Raw genomic sequence first — 15,781 nt, 5'->3', positions numbered from 1 at the left:
GTCGCGGCCGGCGACACCATTGTGGTGTAATCGGAACACGTCGTCAGGGAAGGTGCCCGTGGACGAGTCGTTCGGTGAACTGCTGCGTGAATGCCGGGACGCCGCCGGTCTTTCGATGGGCGAGCTGTCCCGGCGGGTCAACTACAGCAAGGGCTATCTGAGCAAGATCGAGAACGACCTCAAGCCGCCGAATCCGACCATGGCCAGACTGTGCGACGCGGTGCTGGAGGCGGGCGGCCGGCTCATCGAGGCGGCCCGCTCGCCGCGGACGCTGGACCGCCGGCAGGTGCTGGCGGCCGGCACGATGGTCGGCATGGCGCTGGCCGCCGGGCCGAGACCGGCCTTCCGGCCGATGCTGGACGACGGCGTGCTGGACGGCATGCGGGCGTCGTTCGAGAACCTCCGCGCCCTGGGCATGCGGACCAGCCCGGTGGTGGTGCTGGAATCGCTCAAGGCCCAGGTCAGCACGGCGACGGCGCTGGCCGCCAACAGCCAGGAGCCGACCAGGTCGAGGCTTCTGCTGCTGGCGGCCAGGATCGCCGAGTACACCGGCTGGATGAGCCAGGAGGCCGGCGACGACCCGGGCGCCCTCGCCTGGACCCGGCGGGCCTCGGAGCTGGCCAAAGCCGGTGGGGACAGCGAGATCGAGAGCTACGCGTTCGTGCGGGAGGCCGGGCTCGCCCTCTATCGGCACGACCCGATGAGCACGATCGACCTGGCCCAGCAAGCACAACGAGTCGGCCACCCCGGCGCCAGAATCCGCGGCCTGGCCCTTCGTCGTGAGGCGCAGGGGCATGCGCTCGCCGGCGACCGCTATGCCTGCGACAGCGCCATGGACCGGGCGGTCGAGCTGCTAAGTCAGTCCACATCGGACAATCGTTACCCGGTTCTCGGCTCAACCGCGCCGGATCCGATCGGCCTGGCCCGTGGCTGGACCCTGTGTGACCTCGGTCGCACCGTCGAGGCAGCCGAGGTCCTGGAGGTGGAGCTGGCCCGACTGCCCGAGGAGTCCCGCCGCAACCGGGCCCGGTTCGGGGCGCGCCGCTCGTTGGCCTACGCCCTGGCCGGCGAGATCGACCAGAGCTGCTTGACGCTGGCCGAGACCCTGGACGACGCCGCCCGCGTCGACTCGGCGACCATCCGCATGGACCTCAAGGACCTGGCCCGGACGCTCGGCCGCTGGCGCGGACATCGCACCGTGCGGGAGATCCGCCCGTCGCTGAGCCGCGTGCTGCACCGACACTAGCGGCAGACGCAGGACAACGAATCCCGTTCCACCCGAACGAGTTCGGCCTCCGGCAGCTCCAGCTCGGTGAACAACGCCGAGGCGGCCCGCCAGTACGCCACGGCGTCGGCGTGGCTGCCCAACGCGTGCAGGGTCTGCGCCACGCCACGGTTGGCCTGCGCCTGGTAGGAGCGATTTCCCATGCCGGTAGCCAGATCCAGCGCGGCCAGGAACGCCCGACGCGCCTCGGCCAGTCGGCCGGCGGCCAGGGCGGTCGCGCCACGGTCGTGGTACAGCTGCGTGCGCAGGTCGGCATCGGCGAGGTCGGCAGCCACCACCTTGGCCTGCTCCTGGTAGCGCGTCGCCTCGGCCAACCGGCCCTGCCGGCGGTGGACGTTCCCGATGTTGTTCAAGGCATAGGCGGTGGCTACCTCGTCCTCCACCTCACGCGCGTGCTCGTACGCCTCGGTGTGACTGGCCATGGCCTCGGCCAGCAACCCCAGTTCCTGTTGCACCGCGCCGAGATTGTTCAGGGAATGGGCCAGGCCGTACGCATGGCCGATCTCCCGCAGCATCGTGCAAGCGGCCTGCTGGTGCTCCAGGGCGATCTCCTGCCGGCCGCGGAGATGGTTGAGGTAGCCCAACATGCTCAAGGCGTGGGCCTGGCCGCGAACGTCCTCGCACTGCCGGTACTTCTCCAGCGCCGACTCGAAATACGTGATCGCGAGTTCGTGATCGCCCAGCTCCGTGATGGGAATGGCGATGGCGCACAGGCTGGCCGCCTCACCGCGGACATCCCCGAGCCGCTGCCAGTGCGGCAACGACTGCTCGGCCAGCGCCCGCGCCTCGACAAGCCTGCCGACCCGGTCGTGCGCGGTGGCCAGCCGCAGCAGCACGTTCGCCTGCCCGTAGTCGCCGACTGCGACCTCCCGGGCCAGCTCCATGGTGTCCAGCCAGTCCTCGAACTGGTTGGTGGTGTTGAAGTAGCGCCAGATCAGCACGGCCAGCCGCCACGCGTGCTCGGGTAGTCCATTTGTCGCGGCATAGCGGATCGCAGCGACGAGGTTCCCGCGCTCGGCGGCGATCCACGCCACGGCCTCGTCGGCGTCGGCGAACCTGGGCGCTACGGCCGACAACCTGTCCACGGTCGGCTGCTGGTCGAAGGGGTAGCCGGACTTCATCGCCCTGAGCAACGACACGAGGTAGTAGTCGAGCAGCCGCAGCCAGGCGTCCTTTGTGGATTCTGAGGGTCGGCCGGCCGCGAACTCCTTCACCGGATCCAGCATCTGATACCGGTCCGGCGCGATCTCCTCCAGCAGACACACCTCGTGCAACGCGTCGAGCAGGAGTTGGGCCAGGGCGACGTCGCTGTTCACCAGCGCCGCCGCGCCCGTCACGTGAAGATCCCCGGGCGCGTGGCCGAGCAGGCGGAACGTGTTCTGCTGCTGGGAGTTCAACTGCTGATACGACGCCTCGACTGCGGCGGCGCCGCTGGTGGGCAACTGTCGCAACAGGTTTTCCAGCGGCCAACTGTCGTGCCGGCGGAACAGAGCGGCCGCCACCTTGATCTGCATCGGCAGGTACCCGCACCGCTTGACTACCTCGGCGACCTCGGCCGTCTTTCCGCGAAGGCGGTGCGCCCCGGCCAAGGCGCGGAACATCGTGACGGCGTCCTCCGGCGGCAGCGGTGAAAGCCGGACCGGCTCGCCGGTGTCCGGATCGCCCATGCGCCGGCTGGTGACGATCGCGAAGCAGCCCGGCGCGTCCGGCAGCAGCGACCGCACCTGGTCGGCCGAGAAGGCGTTGTCCAGCACGATCAACGTCGCGGTGCCGTAGAGCTGCGACCGGTACAGCGTGACCTTGCCGCCCTCGGTGGACGGGATCTGCTCGGGCGGAATCCCGAGGTCGGTCAGCAGCCGGGTCAACGCCTCCGAGCTGGTCATCGACGGCACGTTGGTGTGAAACCGTTGAGCTGCAGAAACAACTGTCGATCCGGGTACCGTGTCCGCAGGCTGTACGCCGCCTCGATCGCCAGGCCGGTCTTGCCGGATTCGGGCGCCCCACTGATCCACACGGCCGGGCCCCGCGCCCCGGTGATCGCCGCGAGCTCGGCGGTCCGCCCGGTGAACATCGCCGGTCGCGACGGCAGCGAACCGGCGGGCTCGCCGCGTTCGGCCCGGGCGGCCAGATTCCGCAGTTTGGGGCCGGGTTCCATCCCGGAATCGGCCAATGCCGCTGTGGTGTCCCGAAAAATGCGGATTGCCGCCACCCCGTCGCCGCCGGCCAGCAGCGCCCGCATGAGCAGCTCGGCGTGCTTCTGCCGGGCCGGATCGAGCTTCACCACGGGGCGCAGCCGATCCCGCGCCGAGCGGTGATCGCCGGCCGCCAGCTCCAGTTCGGCCAGGTCGCCGACGGCGTCGAAGTACGCGGCGTCCGGCGACACCACCTCGGCGCCGCCGACCCGGTCGATGTCGATGTCCTCCAGGAACGCACCGTGCCGGAGATCCACCGCCGCCCGCAGCAACTCGATCTGCTCACGAGGATCGTTCGTGCGCAACGACTCCTCGCGCAACCGGTCGAACCGCAGGACGTCGAGCTGGTCCTCGTCGATCCTCAGCACGTATCCCGTCGGCGTGGTGTCGATCGTCACGTCCCCGGCGTCCTGAAAGGCTATCCGCAGCCTCTTGATGTATCCCCGAACAAGGGAGCGACGTTCCGCGATGCCCGGCCACACCGTCTCGGTCAGCCGCTCCGGCGACACCGGTTTGTTGGCGTGCAACAGCAACACCACCAACACGAACCGCTGCTGCTGGTCGCCGAGCGGCACCTGCGCACCGTCGTGCCAGGCCTGCAGTGGGCCCAGCATCCGAAACTCCACGCGGCCTCCCGGCGTCCGAGCCTGATGTGGGGGCACCGGCGGCGCAAGCGCCCGTCCGGGTGCCGGCCCCGTCCCCGTTCCGTCCACGATCTCTCGACGTCCGCTCGGCACGCTGCCGCCGTGGAAGCCGATGTGTTGCCCTGCTATGTGGTGTGCGACTGCTCCTCGTCCATGACCGACTACATCGGAGAGCTGCGCGCCGGGTTACGGGAATTCCGTGGCGCCGTGCACGCCGATCCGGTTGCGGCGGCTCGGATTCACGTCTGTGTGATCGGCATGGCGCAGAGGCCGACCGTGCTGCAACCCTTGCGCCCGGCGGCCGAACTGATCGACATCGCCGAGCAGAGTCCCTGCGCCACAACGTTCTTCGGGCCTGTGTTCGAGTTGCTGGCCGAACGGATCGAGACGGACGTGAACGCTCTCAGGCGGGAACGGCGGGCTGCCCTTCGTCCGATCGTGTTCTTCGTGTCGGACGGCCGACCGGCCGACGACACCTGGCCCGCCGCGTTCGCGAAGTTGACGCGGCCCGAGGTGATCGCTTTCGCGGTGGGGGCGGCGGATCCGGACACGCTCGCCCGGATCGGGACGTCCGGGGTGTTCCTCGGCGGGGTGCGCCTGGGGGCCGCGCTGGCCGCGACGGTGCTGCATCCACGCCGTGTCCACTTCTGGTCCACTCGCCCGCCGGACGCTGTCGCCGAGTTCACGGGGAGGCAGGGCGATGAACGGACATCTGGATCTGGTGCGTGAGTTGAAGTCGTTGCGCAAGGGGCGCGGTGTGCACGCGGGGCGGATCGAACGGCGGGTGGGGCCGGCCGTGCGGGCGGCGTGCGAGATCGACGTCGGGGACGGCCCGGTGGCGGTGCGGCGCAAGCTGACCGCCCGGCTGACCGAGCTGATCCAGCAGCTGCCGGAGGACCTGCGGCCGGCCGCGCTGGTGGCGTTCAACCTCGACACCGAGGCCCGGCAGCCGCTCTACCAGCAGCGGGTGGCGTCGGTGGCGGCGCGAATGGACCGTGACGAACGGACGGTCCGGCGTCGCGTCGACGACGCCGTCAACCAGCTGGCCGAGCTGGCCGCCGTCACCGGCGCCCGCGCCGGCGGCTGGCGGACGGCCGAGCTGACCGTGTCCGTCGCGCTGGACCAGGACCGGCCGGAGGTGCTGGAGCAGCGGCGGATCATCGCCGAGCAGGACGGCCTGCGCGAGCTGGAGCTTGTCGCGCCGATCCCGCTCACCGAGTCCGACGTGCAGGTGCTCTACGGCGGCACGCTCGTGCCGACCGAGGGCGGGTTCACTCTCACCCTGCCGGCGCCGGTGTCCAAGGAGGAGCGACACGACGTGGCGGTGCGGTTCCGGCCGTCGACCCGGCAGGCCATGCGGCACCTGCTGTGCGTGCCGAGGCGGCCGTGCGAGCGGTTCGACCTGCGGGTGCGGTTCCGGCAGGACCGCGAGCCGCCGACGGTGTTCGCCCTGCGCGGGGCGCCGCGGGAGAACCCGCTGCACGACGGGCACGAGCAGCCGGTGGACCTCGCCGGGGAGATCCACGTGCGCTTCCACCAGCTGACTCCCGGACTGGCCTATGGCGCTCGCTGGGAGTGGCCGATGTGACGTTCCGGCGATTGTCGGGGGCGGTGGCTACGGTGGTCGGTGTGCGAGTTGCGACGTGGAACGTGAACTCGGTGAAGCAGCGGCTGCCGAGGTTGCTGCCGTGGCTGGACGAGCGGCGGCCGGACGTGGTGTGTCTCCAGGAGACGAAGCTGACCACGGAGGCGTTCACCGAGCTGCTCGGCGAGGAGCTGGCGCGGCGCGGGTACGAGGCCGCCGTGGCCGGTGAGTCGCGGTGGAACGGGGTCGCGGTGCTGTCCCGGGTCGGCCTCGACGACGTGGTGGTCGGGGTGGCGGGGGCACCCGGGTTCCCGCATCCGGAGGCGCGGGCGGTTGCCGCCACCTGCGGCGGGGTGCGCGTGCATTCGCTGTACGTGCCGAACGGACGTGAACCGGATTCGGACCATTACCGTTACAAGTTGGAGTGGTTGGCGGCGCTTCGGGACGTGGTGGCCGGCGGCCCGGCGGACGCGGTGGTGTGCGGGGACATCAACATCGCGCCGACGGACGCCGACGTCTTCGACCCCGACGCGTTCGTGGGCCAGACGCACGTGACGCCGCCGGAGCGGGCCGCGTTGCAGCAGCTCTTGGACCTGGGGCTGCACGACGTGGTGCGCGAGAAGTGGCCGACCGAACGCGTGTTCAGCTACTGGGACTACCGGGCCGGTATGTTCCACCAGGACCTGGGCATGCGGATCGACCTGGTGCTGGCCTCGGCGCCGGTGGCTGGGCGGGTGCGGGCGGCCTGGGTGGACCGCCACGCCCGCAAGGGCAGCGGGCCCAGCGACCACGCGCCGGTGATCGTGGACCTGGACGAGGCGCCGGACGGCGACATCGGGCCGGTGGTGCCGCCGCCGTCGGCCCGCGGGACGGGCAGGAAAGCGAGGCTGCCACAGGCAAAGAAGTGATCCACATGTCACAACCGGACATCACTGGCCCATCCGGCACCGTATCGTTGACCCGGCTGCCAACTGGGAGAGGTGAACCGGATGAGGCAGCGCCCATACGTGGCGTACCGGCCGTCGAATCAGCCGCTGCCGACCAGGTTCCAGGTCGGCGGCCTGCTGGGGCGCGGCGTCGGCACGGAGGTGTACGAGGCCTACGACGACGACCTGGACCGTGAGGTCGCGGTCAAGCTGTTCCCGGCCGACCTGGACGAGACCGCCTGCCGGCGCATCGCCGACGAGGCCCGGGCGCTGGACCGGCTCAACCACCGCCGGCTGGTCTCGGTGTTCGACGGCGGCATTCACCAGGGCCGGCCGTACCTGGTGATGCAGCTGATCCGTGGCCTCAGCCTCAGCAAGCGTTTGCGCGATGGCGCGATGCTCACCGCCGAGGCCGTGGTGCTGGTCGCGCTGCTGGCCGACGCGCTGGCCCACGTGCATGCCCAGGGCGTGGTCCACCGCGACGTGAAGCCGTCCAACATCCTGCTGGACGAGGAGGGCCTGCCGCACCTGAGCGACTTCGGCATCGCCCTGCTGGCCGGGCAGTCCCGGGTGACCGCCGTCGACGAGGTCATCGGCACGCCCGCCTACCTCGCGCCGGAGCAGATCCTCAGCGGCGCCCTCGGGCCGGCCGTCGACATCTACGCGCTGGGCCTCGTGCTGCTGGAGTGCATCACCGGCCACCGCGAGTACGACGGTCCCAACAAGCTGGAGGCCGCGCTGGCCCGGCTCAGCCGCGACCCGCAGATCCCGGAGGAGCTGCCGGGGCCGCTGGCCGGGCTGCTGCGGGCCATGACCGCCCGCGAGCCGGGTCGTCGCCCGACCGCGCAGCACTGCGTCAACACGCTGTCGGCGCTGGTCGTCGAGGCGGCCGAGCCGGAGACCGAGACGCTGTCTATACCTTGGCGATCAGCTTGATCTCCAGCAGCTGCGGGGGCAGCGCGAGCCGGGTCACGCCGATGATCGTGCTCGCCACCCGCGGCTTGTCCGTGCCGTAGGCCGCCTTGCGCACCGGCCCGGCGGCCGCCATGCCGGCGTCCACGTCCAGCACGTAGATCACCTCTTCGACCACGTCGTCCAGCGACGCCCCGAAGCGGGCCAGCAGGGTCTTGGCGTTGGCGTAGGTCTGGGCCATCTGCTCGGCCATCGGGCGGTAGTCGGTGACGCGGCCCTGCTCGTCCAGCGGCGCCGGGGCCACGAAGTCCGCGCCCTCGTGGGACAGCTGCCCGGAGACGTAGATCGTGTCGCCGCGCCTGATCGCCTGCACGTAGCCGTAGGACTCCTCCCACGGCACCCCGAAGCTCTCCACCTGCGTTGTCGTCATGGGAGGAAACCTAGAATTCGCTCATGGCCCCCGACCAGGCCAGACTGTGCCGTAGATGCCAAGGATCGTGCCAGGAGGTGCGTGGATGGTTCGCCGGATCGCGCTCCTTGTGCCGCCTCGGGTGAGCGCCCTGGACTACAGCATCGGCGTCAACATCCTCGGCGATCAGCCCGGGTACTCGGTGCTGTCGGTCGGCGAGCCCGGCGTCGCCTCGGACGACGGCGTGGTGATCGTGCCGTCCCATCCGCTGTCCGCCGCCGACGACGCCGACATGATCGTCGTTCCCGGCTTCGGCGACCCGCACCTCCCGCCGCCCGATTCCTACCTGGACGTCATCGCCCGTGGCCACGCCCGCGGCGCCACCGTCGTCGGCCTCTGCACCGGGACGTTCGGCCTGGCCTTCGCCGGCATCACCACCGACCGCCGGGTCACCACCCACTGGCGGTGGTCCGACCAGCTGCGGGAGCTGTTCCCCGACACCAAGGTCGTCGACAACGTGCTGTTCGTCCAGGACGGCAACCTGTTGACCTCCGCCGGCGCCGGCGCGGCCATCGACCTGTGCCTGCACCTCATCCGCGAGGACTTCGGCGTCGACGCCTCCCACGCCGCCGGCCGGGAGGCCATCGCTTCCCCCGCCCGCCTCGGCCCCCAGCCCCAGTACGTCGACGTCCTCTCCCCACCCGGCGCCGACCTCGCCCCCACCCGTGAGTGGGCCCTCTCCCACCTGTCCCAGCCCCTCACCGTCGACGCCCTCGCCCGTCACGCCGCCATGTCCCGCCGCACCTTCATCCGCCGCTTCAGCGAGGAATCCGGCCTGCCCCCGATGCGCTGGCTCACCCTCCAGCGCATCCTCGTCGCCCGCCGCCTGCTGGAGACCTCCGACTGGTCCGTCGACCGCATCGCCGGCGCGGCCGGCATGGGCACCGCCGCCAACTTCCGGGCGATCTTCCGGCGGGAGACCGGTTCCCTGCCCAGCGACTACCGCCGCATCCACCGCGGCCTTGATGGCTGATTTCCGCCAGCCATCACCTCGCGCGAAGGCCATGCTGGTGTCATGAAGACCATTGTGGACAGCCCCGTGGGGCAGCTGACGCTGGTGGGTGAGGACGGCAAGCTCACCGGCCTGTACATGGAGAGCCAGCGGCACCGGCCGGCGGAGGAGACCTTCGGCGAGGTGGTCGAGGGGGCCTTCGGCGACGTGGTGGAGCAGCTGGAGGCGTACTTCAAGGGTGAGCTGGACGTGTTCGACCTGGAGCTTTCGCTGCGGGGGACGGAGTTCCAGCGGACGGTGTGGGCGGCGCTGAGGGAGATCCCCTACGGCGAAACGGTGTCCTACGGGGAGCTGGCGGAGCAGATCGGCAAGCCGAGCGCGTCGAGGGCGGTGGGGCTGGCCAACGGGAAGAACCCGATCGGCATCATCGTGCCCTGCCACCGGGTGGTCGGCGCGGGCGGCGGCCTGACGGGCTACGGCGGTGGCCTGGACCGCAAGCAGTACCTGCTGGCGTTCGAGGCTCAGGGGGCGACGATGCCGCTGCTGTAGGCGTAGCGGATGGCCTCGGGGCGCGTGCGGACACCGATCTTGGCGAAGAGGTTGTTGATGTGGGTCTTGACGGTGGTCTCGCCGATGAACAGGGCGGCGGCGATGTCGGCGTTGGCGAGGCCGCGGGCGACAAGGGTGAGGACCTCGGCCTCCCGGGCGGTGAGGCCGGCGGGCGGCGGGGCGGGCGTGGCGAGGGCGGCGACGAGGCGGCGGGAGACGGCGGCGTCGAAAGTGGACTGACCGGCGGCGACGGCTCGCAGGGCGGCGGTGATCTCGGCGCGGCCGGCGTCCTTGGTGAGGTAGCCGCGGGCGCCGGCCTGCAACGCGGTGGTGATGGACTCGTCGTCGGAGTAGGTGGTGAGCACGACAACGGCCACGTCCGGGTGAGCGGAAGCGATGCGGCGGGTGGCCTCGACGCCGTCCATGACGGGCATGCGAAGGTCCATGAGCACGACATCGACGGCCACGGAAGCCAACAGCTCCAAGGCTTCCGAGCCGGTGCCGGCGGAGCCGACGACCTCGATGTCGTCGGCGAGGTCGAGCAGGGCGACAAGGCCCTCGCGCATCACCAACTGGTCGTCGACGACGGCAACCCTGATCATTCCGGCACCTCGGCGGTCACGAGCCAGCCCTCTCCCGATCGTCCAGCGGTCAGCGTGCCACCGACGAGGGCGATCCGCTCCCGCATCCCGGTGAGCCCATGCCCGGGAACACCGGTATCGCCGACGAAAGCGTTGTACACCCTCAAACGGACGCCTGAACCGTAGTCGAGCGACACGGAGACGGCCGAGCCGGGGGCGTGCTTGGCGGCGTTGGTCAGCGCTTCCCGAGCGATCCTCAGCAACGCCACGGTGGCGCCGGCCGGCACTGGCCGAACCGTGCCGGTGACGACGAAGTCCACCTCCAGGCCACGATCCCGCCGACCGTCCTCGATGAGGCGGGACAATGCCTCGTCCAACGCCACGACGTCGGCCCGGAGGGCGGCAACGGCTCGGCGGGCCTCGTCCAGGCCCTCATGAGCCAACAAACGAGCCCGCTGCACCCGGAGCAATCCGCCGGGCAGGTCGCCGCGCTCGGACAGCAACGCCTCGGCGACTTCCAGCTGCACACCCAGGGCGCCAAGGGAATGGGCCAACACGTCGTGCATCTCCCGGGCGATCCGGGCCCGCTCGTCCAACGCGGCGTAGGAAGCGAGCAGGCGGGCCTGCATCTGGTGCTGCCGGGAACTCAACCCGATCAACGCCATGATCAGCAGCACGGCCAGGTCGCCGAACAAGGAAGTAGCGCCCTGGGCCCAGGTCAAGGTCCCGCCGCCGGCGATCACGAACGTCAGACCGAGGACAGCGGCCAGCACCCGGGACGACAGCCGGGGCAGCGAGCACGTGACCGCCAGCCCGACGCAGGTGAGCAGCACGGGAGTGCCGTCGGGCGCGGGCCCGATCGCCGTCACCGACACCAGCAGGCAGGCCAGCAGCAGGGCGGTCGCCGTCTGGGGCGAACGGCGGTCGAGCAGCACAAAACCGAGCCAGCAGGCCAGGCCGACGCCGTAGAGCAGCCACAGCCAGACCGGCGTCGGCCGCTGCACGGTGGCCAGCGTGATCACGAACACGGCGGTCCCGACCAGGCCGACCACCAGCCACGGGGGACCGATCCGATCGAGCAGTCGCACGAGCATCAGGCTGCCACGTCAGCGGCCCGTCCGCCGCCAGATCAGCGCCAGCACGAAAACCAGCACGACCAACGCGACCACCCCGGCCCCGATCATCAGGAACCGGACCATGAGGAACTCCAGCACGGCGCCCATCAGCGGCGCTCCTTGACCACACGCTCGACGACCATGTTCGCGAGCCCGCCTCGGCGACGGGCCGACTCGCGGATCATCGGCTCGACCATGTCCCGCGCGCGGTCGAGCTTGCCCAGCCGGCGCAGGATCATGGCCACGGCGAACAGCGCGAGCACGGCCAACGCGATGACGCCGCCGATAACGGCGAAGCGAATCGCCAGGTACTCCAGGTAGATCTCCATGGCCCGGACGCTACGGAGAGACCCGGGTGGACCAGCACCTCCCGGCGGTGGAGATCGGGGTGGACCGCGCCTCCACTCCTCAGGGCTTCAGCAACACCCGGATCGGGTGGCCGTCGTGCTCGCGCAGCCGGCGGATGCCCTCCTCGAAGTCCTCCAGCGGCAGCACGGCGCTGACCGACGCGGACAGGTCGAGGCGGCCCCGGGAGACCAGTTCCACCAGGTCGGACAGGTGCTTCATCTTGTAGCCGAGGTGCCCGATGACGGCGTGCCGGCGGCCGAGGAACGAGCCTTCGCGGCCGAGTTCGATGTTCTCGGCGCTGATGCCGACCAGCACGACCTTGCCCCGCTGGCCGAGCACTCCGTTGGCCTGCGCCACCGTGGACGTGCGGCCGACGCAGTCGAACGCCACCCGCAGCCCGCGGCCGCCGGTGATCTCCTTGAGCCGGTCCGGGGTGTCCGCGGCCAGCGGGTCCAGCACGAAGTCCGCGCCGAGCGCGAGCGCCCGGTCACGCACGCCGGCCACCGGGTCGAGGCCGATGATCGGCGACGCGCCGGCGAGCCGGGCCAGCTGCACCAGGTGCGAGCCGATGCCGCCCAGCCCCCACACGCCCACCGACTGCGCCATGCGAAGATCGGCCGTCTCCAGCGCCCCGTACGGCGTGGCGACGGCGTCGGCCAGCACGGCCGCCTGCTCCATGGGCACGTTGTCCGGCACGGAGATCAGCGACACGCCCGGCGTGACCACGTACTCCGCCCACGCGCCGTCGTACGCGAAGGCCATGACCTCCAGCGCCTCGCAGTCGTCGATCGTGCCGCCGAACACGCACGACCGGCAGCGCCCGCAGGCCCGGCCGGCGGCGATCGCCACGCGGTCCCCGACCTGCCAGTGCCGCACGTCGCTGCCTACCGCCGCGACCGTGCCCGACGCCTCATGGCCCGGCGTGATCGCCGGCAGCTGGGCCGGGATGTGGCCGTCGATCTGGCTCAGGTCGGAGTGGCAGATGCCGCACGCCGCGACCCGCACCACCACCTCGCGCGGCCCCGGGCGCGGCACCGGCACTGTCTCCAGGCTCAGCTTCCCCGACTCGGCGTGGAATCGGACGGCGCGCATCGTCTCGGGCAGGCTCAACGGCGGAATCCCTTCCAGTGCAACGTTTGTGCGTCCGACGCTACGACAGGCATGCCCCTATGCCAACGCCTTCACGGCTTGATGACCTCGTTCCAGTGAATTTCGTGCTCGTACAGCCAGGCCCGCACCTCCGGCCGGGCGTTGTCCCTGGCCTCCTCGGGGGTGCGGACCTGCCGCGCCGTGAGTTCGGCCAGCCGCTGGGCCCTTGGCGCGCGAATGCGCTGGTACGTGGCGAAAGCCTGCTCCAGATCGGGGATGTCCCGCACGCACATCGCGAGGATCACGCTGTCCTCCAACGCGATCGACGCGCCCTGGGCGGCGGAGGTGGCGCTCAGGTGGGCGGCGTCGCCGACCAGCGCCATCCGCGCGTTGTGCCAGTGCGGCAGCTGTTCGGGCAGGTGGTGAATGGCGGTGGCCAGCACCTCCTCGTGCTCGGCGCCGACGATCCGGCGCGGCACCTCGCCCGGGGCATCGGCGAACTGCGCGGCCAGCGCCTTGAGCCACGGCCCGTCGCCCTCGCCGGGCACGCCGGAGGCCCAGAAGGTCTCGTTGTCCGGCGACGTCGTGTAGACCACGCCGCCGGCCACCAGCCGGCAGGTGTCCGGCACGGTGGGGATCGAGGTGTCACGGCTGTAGCCGTACACCAGCGTGAGCCCGGTGAACTGCGGCTGCGGCGCCTCCGGGTCGATCAGGTTGCGAGTCGTCGACCAGACGCCGTCCGCGCCGACCAGGAAGTCGCCCTCGGCGGTGCTGCCGTCGGCAAACGTTGCCACCACACGGTCAGAGCCCACGGCGCTCACCAAGCGCTTGCCGTGCTGGATCTTCCCGCCCCGCCGGAGCAATTCCCCTTGCAGGGCAAGGTAGAGATCGGCCCGCCGGATCGTGCGCGGGCCGTCGGGATCGGGATGGCCGGCGCCGAGGGGCCCGCTGGCGAAGATCGTGTCGGCCGGGTCGAGGTATTCGACGTTGGTGGTGCGGAACGACCGCTCGATCACCGGCCGGTCCGCGTCGATCGCCCGCAGCGCGTCCATTCCGTTGTGCATCACCATGAGCCACGCGCCGACATCGTCGCCGCCGCTCGGATAGGCCTCGTACACGGTCGAGGTCACGCCGGCCTTGCCCAGCGCCAGTGCGGTCGCGGCGCCGGCGATGCCGCCGCCGATGATCAGTGCGTGGGTCATGGATTTCCGTCCGTGGTGGCCAGCGGCGGCGGGATGAAGGTGAGGTCGAAGCTGGACTCCGGCGGGGAGGGCGGGAGGAAGATGCTGCTGGGCAGCCGGAAGTAGGTGGTCGGCCGGGTGTAGGCGGGCCGGATGGTGGTGCTGCGGCTGGGCCGGTCGTCGTTGGACACGTCGGCGATCACGAACACCGCGACGACGGCGACGAGGGCGGCGCCGTAGAGGGCGAAGATGCCCATGCGGCGGGAGTTGGCGCGGCGAGTGGGCGCCGTGTCGACGGTGACGGTGGTGGATTGCACGACTTCGGTGGCGAAGCGCCGCTTCGGATCGACGCGCAAGGACGCGAGGTGCAGGCGGAGGCGGTCGACGCCGGAGGGGTGGTCGACGGCCTCGAAAACCAAACCGTTCAGTTCAGCGAAGGGCAGCACGTGCACGCCGTCGGCCCGCAGCTCGCTGACGACGAGCTTGCTGGGGCCGGTCCACGACAGCCGCCAATGGGCGCTGCCGGCCTCGACCAGGTAGTGCCCGACCAGCGCGTGCAGGGCCTCGCACAGCCGGGCGGTGGCACGGTGCGGGTCGCCGGTGTCGAAACGGGCGGCCAGCAGCGCGGCCTCGCCATCGGAAAGCACGTCGAACACGGTGGCAAGGGTGGCATTGGGACCGTCGAGCAGCATCCAGGCGGAGGCGAGAGGCGCGGCCTGCCGGGCGGCCTTGGCCATCCACTGCGCCGAGGGCAGGGCCTCCACGTCGTGATCGGGCAGCAGGTGCCGCAGGAGCTCCCGCTTGGGATAACGCCAGGTCGTGGGCTCGCACAGCCGGGAAGGGACCTCGGCGTCCATCGCCGCCAGCCGGGCCAGCCGGTCGGCGGTGCTGGGATGGCTGGCGAACGGGCTGCGCTGCTCCGGTTCGGGGTCCGTGACCTCGAACGGGCGATCCACGAGCATGGCCGAGAACATGGCCAGCGGATCCTCGGGCGCGTAACCGGCGGCCGCGGTCCGGTTCAGGTACTGGCTTAGGAACAGCTGCCAGCGTGCGTCGATCGAGGCCAGCGACCGCAGCGCCTGCGCGATGGCCTCGGGCCCGGCGATGCAGGCGGCGACGGCGTCGGCCTCGAACTCCTGCCGACGCCGCACCGCGAAGGAGATCCGCGCGTAGACGTGGGTGTAGCCGGTGAAGATCCGGGCGAACAGCCCGGCCGGCCCGAAGCGGAGCTGGCTGGCCTCGATGAGGTTGTCCTGGAGCCGGTCCAGCGCCGCGTAGCCGCGGTGCACGACCACGCCGACCCGAGTGCGCCCGCCGATGTAGTGCCCGAACTCGTGGCCGAGCAGCGCCCGGAGCTCGTTGGCCGGCAACGCGGCCAGCAGCGGCAGCCCCAGGGTGAGGCGACGGCGGCCGGGCAGCAGGCCCAGCAGCCGCGCGTCCTCCGTGACCGAGGCGTTGACCTCGCCGTTGAGCCGTAGCTCGTCCGGCGGGCGGATGCCGACCTCGGCCGCCACCTGCCTGACGAACGCCCACAGCTCCGGCGCGTCCTCCTCGTCCACCAGCACGGAATCGGCGTCCGAGCCGGCCCTGCCGGCCGAGACGAGGCCGCTGGCCACGGCCACCAGCGCGGCCAGCGAGGCGAAGGGCAGCACCACGATCTGCGGGGTGACGTTGTCGACCTCGCCCTGCACGAAGTCCTGCGTCGACCAGACGGCCAGGACCACCAGCGCGACGGCGACCGCGATGCTGAGCAGGGCCAACACGTACACGCCGAACAGCAGAGCGATCGCCAGGGCCGCGCGCACCGTGGTCATCCGCCCTCCCCACGAGCGATCACCAGCCAGCCCCCGTCGTCCCGGCGCCCACCATCATCCCCCAGCGTGCCACCCCGCACACCAGTCGCGCACCGGCCAAAAGAGCCGGGCGCGAGATGTTTGCCGACGGATTCAACTG

Annotated in this window: 16 protein-coding genes; 7 read left to right on the top strand and 9 right to left on the bottom strand. The window is 71.1% G+C overall.

The window, feature by feature from the left end; genetic code table 11:
- Nucleotides 1-58: 58 nt before the first annotated feature.
- Nucleotides 59-1,246 (top strand): helix-turn-helix domain-containing protein, encoded by a 1,188-nt coding sequence (locus KUTG_RS19415; RefSeq protein ID WP_043718653.1) that lies wholly within the window; start codon nucleotides 59-61, stop codon nucleotides 1,244-1,246.
- Here the strand turns inward: KUTG_RS19415 and KUTG_RS19410 are convergent.
- Together KUTG_RS19410 and KUTG_RS63705 are read right to left on the bottom strand one after the other, a co-directional pair.
- The gene (locus KUTG_RS19410) at nucleotides 1,243-3,168 is read right to left on the bottom strand and encodes a tetratricopeptide repeat protein (RefSeq protein WP_232240857.1); all 1,926 of its coding nucleotides are present in this window, start codon (nucleotides 3,166-3,168) and stop codon (nucleotides 1,243-1,245) included. The genes KUTG_RS19415 and KUTG_RS19410 overlap by 4 nt on opposite strands.
- Nucleotides 3,165-4,091 (bottom strand): AfsR/SARP family transcriptional regulator, encoded by a 927-nt coding sequence (locus KUTG_RS63705; protein WP_232240856.1) that lies wholly within the window; start codon nucleotides 4,089-4,091, stop codon nucleotides 3,165-3,167. Before KUTG_RS63705 ends, KUTG_RS19410 begins: the two co-directional genes overlap by 4 nt.
- A gap of 132 nt (nucleotides 4,092-4,223) precedes the next feature.
- On the opposite strand from KUTG_RS63705, the gene KUTG_RS19405 reads away from it, so the two are divergent.
- The 4 genes from KUTG_RS19405 (at nucleotide 4,224) to KUTG_RS19390 (ending at nucleotide 7,568) form a co-directional block, all read left to right on the top strand.
- Nucleotides 4,224-4,850: a vWA domain-containing protein gene (locus tag KUTG_RS19405; protein WP_063753541.1), complete on the top strand. Its 627-nt coding sequence runs from the start codon at nucleotides 4,224-4,226 to the stop codon at nucleotides 4,848-4,850.
- Nucleotides 4,822-5,709 (top strand): hypothetical protein, encoded by an 888-nt coding sequence (locus tag KUTG_RS19400; RefSeq protein WP_157494639.1) that lies wholly within the window; start codon nucleotides 4,822-4,824, stop codon nucleotides 5,707-5,709. The genes KUTG_RS19405 and KUTG_RS19400 overlap by 29 nt, the downstream gene beginning before the upstream one ends.
- Nucleotides 5,710-5,741: 32 nt before the next feature.
- Nucleotides 5,742-6,614: an exodeoxyribonuclease III gene (locus KUTG_RS19395; RefSeq protein ID WP_157494638.1), complete on the top strand. Its 873-nt coding sequence runs from the start codon at nucleotides 5,742-5,744 to the stop codon at nucleotides 6,612-6,614.
- Between the two features lie 81 nt (nucleotides 6,615-6,695).
- Nucleotides 6,696-7,568, top strand: coding sequence for a serine/threonine-protein kinase (locus KUTG_RS19390; RefSeq protein WP_157494637.1), 873 nt, complete (start codon nucleotides 6,696-6,698; stop codon nucleotides 7,566-7,568).
- On the opposite strand, the gene KUTG_RS19385 is transcribed toward KUTG_RS19390, so the two are convergent.
- Entirely contained in the window at nucleotides 7,546-7,974 is a 429-nt protein-coding gene (locus KUTG_RS19385) for a RidA family protein (RefSeq protein WP_043718650.1), read from the bottom strand. The two genes, KUTG_RS19390 and KUTG_RS19385, sit on opposite strands and share 23 nt — an antisense overlap.
- An 85-nt stretch (nucleotides 7,975-8,059) precedes the next feature.
- On the opposite strand from KUTG_RS19385, the gene KUTG_RS19380 reads away from it, so the two are divergent.
- Complete coding sequence (locus KUTG_RS19380) at nucleotides 8,060-8,986, top strand: GlxA family transcriptional regulator (RefSeq protein WP_043718648.1); 927 nt, start codon at nucleotides 8,060-8,062, stop codon at nucleotides 8,984-8,986.
- A 42-nt stretch (nucleotides 8,987-9,028) separates the two neighbouring features.
- On the top strand, nucleotides 9,029-9,514 hold the full coding sequence (locus tag KUTG_RS19375; protein ID WP_043718646.1) for a methylated-DNA--[protein]-cysteine S-methyltransferase: 486 nt from the start codon (nucleotides 9,029-9,031) through the stop codon (nucleotides 9,512-9,514).
- Here the strand turns inward: KUTG_RS19375 and KUTG_RS19370 are convergent.
- From KUTG_RS19370 to KUTG_RS19345, 6 genes are all read right to left on the bottom strand, one after another.
- The gene (locus tag KUTG_RS19370) at nucleotides 9,487-10,116 is read right to left on the bottom strand and encodes a response regulator transcription factor (protein ID WP_043718644.1); all 630 of its coding nucleotides are present in this window, start codon (nucleotides 10,114-10,116) and stop codon (nucleotides 9,487-9,489) included. The two genes, KUTG_RS19375 and KUTG_RS19370, sit on opposite strands and share 28 nt — an antisense overlap.
- Nucleotides 10,113-11,183 carry a sensor histidine kinase gene (locus tag KUTG_RS19365; RefSeq protein WP_232240855.1) on the bottom strand — a complete coding sequence of 357 codons (1,071 nt, stop codon included), beginning with the start codon at nucleotides 11,181-11,183 and terminating at the stop codon, nucleotides 10,113-10,115. The genes KUTG_RS19370 and KUTG_RS19365 overlap by 4 nt, the downstream gene beginning before the upstream one ends.
- Nucleotides 11,184-11,317: 134 nt before the next feature.
- A complete protein-coding gene (locus tag KUTG_RS19360) occupies nucleotides 11,318-11,539 on the bottom strand; it encodes a hypothetical protein (protein WP_043718640.1) in 222 nt (73 codons plus the stop codon).
- Between the two features lie 79 nt (nucleotides 11,540-11,618).
- Complete coding sequence (locus KUTG_RS19355) at nucleotides 11,619-12,668, bottom strand: alcohol dehydrogenase catalytic domain-containing protein (protein WP_232240854.1); 1,050 nt, start codon at nucleotides 12,666-12,668, stop codon at nucleotides 11,619-11,621.
- Nucleotides 12,669-12,739: 71 nt separating this feature from the next.
- Entirely contained in the window at nucleotides 12,740-13,849 is a 1,110-nt protein-coding gene (locus KUTG_RS19350) for an FAD-dependent oxidoreductase (protein ID WP_052394967.1), read from the bottom strand.
- Complete coding sequence (locus tag KUTG_RS19345) at nucleotides 13,846-15,642, bottom strand: M48 family metallopeptidase (RefSeq protein WP_043718638.1); 1,797 nt, start codon at nucleotides 15,640-15,642, stop codon at nucleotides 13,846-13,848. Before KUTG_RS19345 ends, KUTG_RS19350 begins: the two co-directional genes overlap by 4 nt.
- Nucleotides 15,643-15,781 lie beyond the last annotated feature (139 nt).

It is taken from the genome of Kutzneria sp. 744, from assembly GCF_000568255.1.
In the GTDB taxonomy this organism is placed as follows: Bacteria; Actinomycetota; Actinomycetes; order Mycobacteriales; family Pseudonocardiaceae; genus Kutzneria.
The sequence above is the reverse complement of the archived record's forward strand: the minus strand, read 5'-3'. Positions and strand labels throughout refer to the sequence as shown.